This window comes from Sodalis sp. (in: enterobacteria), from assembly GCF_047607725.1.
GTDB lineage: Bacteria > Pseudomonadota > Gammaproteobacteria > Enterobacterales > Enterobacteriaceae > JBLKSS01.
Genome location: NZ_JBLKSS010000299.1, coordinates 1 through 2,211 on the forward strand (window position 1 = coordinate 1; position 2,211 = coordinate 2,211).

Below are 2,211 nucleotides of genomic sequence, written 5' to 3' on the forward strand. Positions count from 1 at the left end.
TCGCGTTCTTCTTTTTACGTGCCATGCCATACCCCCGGAAGCTAAAAGTCTCCAGAGTATGGCGGAACAGAAGATGAGCGATCGGACAGAATCGGAATCGCTGATCGGGCGACCGGAATCAGTGATCGGACGTGACCGAAACCAGCACCACCCCGCCCTCCGACCGACGGCGATAGTAATCCGCATGCGCCGCGCCAGGGATCCCATCCACTGCGAAGCTGCGGGTCATGGGTGCCATGACGATACGGTTAGGCAGCTCCATGGCGCCAATACGGACCGGGTGAAACAGGACATCGGTGGTGGTCATAATAACACATGCCTCTTTTGGATTTGGAAAGACCCCAACGATATTACTGGAGACACTAAGTTACAATAACGCACTTAGAGTAGCTTAGGTATATGCCAATAAACTGCCTGCCTGAGGGCGATCATTGCTCGATCAGATTGGCTATGAATGGTCGTAAGCACCCCGTGGAGGACGTCTTGAATTATTGGTGGGTTTGTTGTATGAAACAGTAAACCTACGTTACACGATTATGCTCATTGTATTGATTTTAATAACTTTTATTTCCATCCCGGTTTGAGTGATATGAAATTAGTGGTTCTGAAGTTTGTGATAGTGTCCATTAAAATTTAAGTGGACACTATCATCGCCGGATTATCCATGATCTGACAGCCGTCCCTTACTAGGATGCGGGTTCACTAGGCATCGTAGTGGAACATATTCTTACCGGGCTATACAACAAACCCACCAATAATTCAAGACGTCCTCCACGGGGCGCTTACTTTCGCAGTACGTCTCAAGGTCCGCGAAAAGCGGGGGTGGGGAAGTCATAGGGTAAATCCATTATCGATGGCTGACCGAAGCACCCGGCGCCAGGCCGGGCGGGTAAATGCGGCGGGTTTACGCGAAGTCTTCCACGTCTGCGCCGACAGTCAGGTCATCGAAATCCTCTTCGGATGCTGGCGCGCCACCGCCGAAAGCGTCGCCATCACGCAGGAACTGGACGCCCATCAGAGAGGCGTTGATGCGTTTACCGTAAGTGTTCTCCTGCGCCCAGATGTCGATGACCGCATTGACGTAGCAACCGGCATAAGGTCGTCCATCCACCTGCACCAAGGGGTTGTTGTTGCGATCGACAATGCGGGGACGCACTTTGTTGCTGGCGGAAATAAAGTGGTTACCGGCAAACCCTTCGTAAGCGGGTTTTTCATCACCGTCATGCAAGCAGATTTTGAGGGTCTTGCGCAGCAGGGCCAGTGTTTCGGGGCCTTTAGCGCCCCATTTATCATTGGCTACAATGGTAATGGCCTTGTTTATCTCGACCAGCGCCGGATGGTTGGGCACAGGAATGAAAGCAGCGGAGTAGCGCGGTTCACTTTCCGCATTGACCGCTTTCGCTTCAAATAGGGCCGGGAACGCCAGTCGTACATCATTCAATTTCAGTTTCATTGTTTCACCTTTCATCAAAGAAATTCTGCGGTGCCCTCAATGGCATCCACGTTGTCAAAGTCGTTTTCTGTGCTCATGTTCAGCGCGGGGAGTGGGTCGCTTTCCGGGGCCACTACCGGCTTGCCATCCGGGCGTGTAATGAGCGTCTCCACTTTCGGCCAGCGGCGGGGACTGGCTTTTTTGATGAGCTTTTCGGCACGGGTCGGGCTGATAAGCTTCATGTCGAAGATGTCATCGACCTTGTAGCGGAACTGGTCTTTGAGCATGGCACGGGCGGCGGCCTCATCGCGCCAGGCGCGGTTACCCGGTTTACCCTGCACCAGCTTCAGCCCCGGTAGCACGTGCCCGTTACGCAGTTCGCCCATCACGCGGGCGTAGACGCTTTTGCAAAACTCTTTAAGCGCGGGCTGTTGGCCGTAAATCGCCGCCAGCTCATCGGGCGTGAGCGCCGCGACCCTTTTCGGCGCGTCGGCCAGTTGCGGGGACAGCGGCTGCGTCAGGTCGACAAAATCCCCTGCGGTCAGGTTGAGGTAGTATTCCGTCTCGGCTTTACAGAGACCGCCGGCGGCTTTACACCAGCGGCACTGCTTTTCGCCCGGCGTGAACACGTCGGCGGTGTAAGCGTACGCCCAGCGCCGTATTGACAGTTATTCAGCAGGGATGGTGAGGTTCCACGGCAGGAGCTCTTTGATTTTGTTGATGGGATGATCCGCGATAATCGCCAGCACATGGCGCAGATACGCTTCCGGCTCCACGCC

General features: G+C 54.6%; 5 protein-coding genes. 1 reads left to right on the forward strand and 4 read right to left on the reverse strand.

All coding sequences use genetic code 11. From position 1 onward, the window contains the following. Window positions 1–118: 118 nt before the first annotated feature. On the reverse strand, window positions 119–307 hold the full coding sequence (locus ACMX3H_RS18700; RefSeq protein WP_415211852.1) for a hypothetical protein: 189 nt from the start codon (window positions 305–307) through the stop codon (window positions 119–121). Between the two features lie 407 nt (window positions 308–714). Between ACMX3H_RS18700 and ACMX3H_RS18705 the strand changes: the two genes are divergently transcribed. Then, window positions 715–837 carry a hypothetical protein gene (locus ACMX3H_RS18705; protein WP_415211853.1) on the forward strand — a complete coding sequence of 41 codons (123 nt, stop codon included), beginning with the start codon at window positions 715–717 and terminating at the stop codon, window positions 835–837. 67 nt (window positions 838–904) lie between these two features. Here ACMX3H_RS18705 and ACMX3H_RS18710 read toward each other — a convergent pair whose 3' ends face one another. The 3 genes from ACMX3H_RS18710 to ACMX3H_RS18720 all read right to left on the reverse strand — a co-directional run. After that, a complete protein-coding gene (locus tag ACMX3H_RS18710) occupies window positions 905–1,453 on the reverse strand; it encodes a DUF2815 family protein (protein ID WP_415211855.1) in 549 nt (182 codons plus the stop codon). A 14-nt stretch (window positions 1,454–1,467) separates the two neighbouring features. Then, the gene (locus ACMX3H_RS18715; RefSeq protein WP_415211854.1) at window positions 1,468–2,061 is read right to left on the reverse strand and encodes a DUF2800 domain-containing protein; all 594 of its coding nucleotides are present in this window, start codon (window positions 2,059–2,061) and stop codon (window positions 1,468–1,470) included. Window positions 2,062–2,100: 39 nt separating this feature from the next. Continuing rightward, window positions 2,101–2,211, reverse strand: a 111-nt coding sequence (locus ACMX3H_RS18720; protein WP_415210747.1) for a transposase domain-containing protein, incomplete at its 5' end; no start/stop codon positions are given.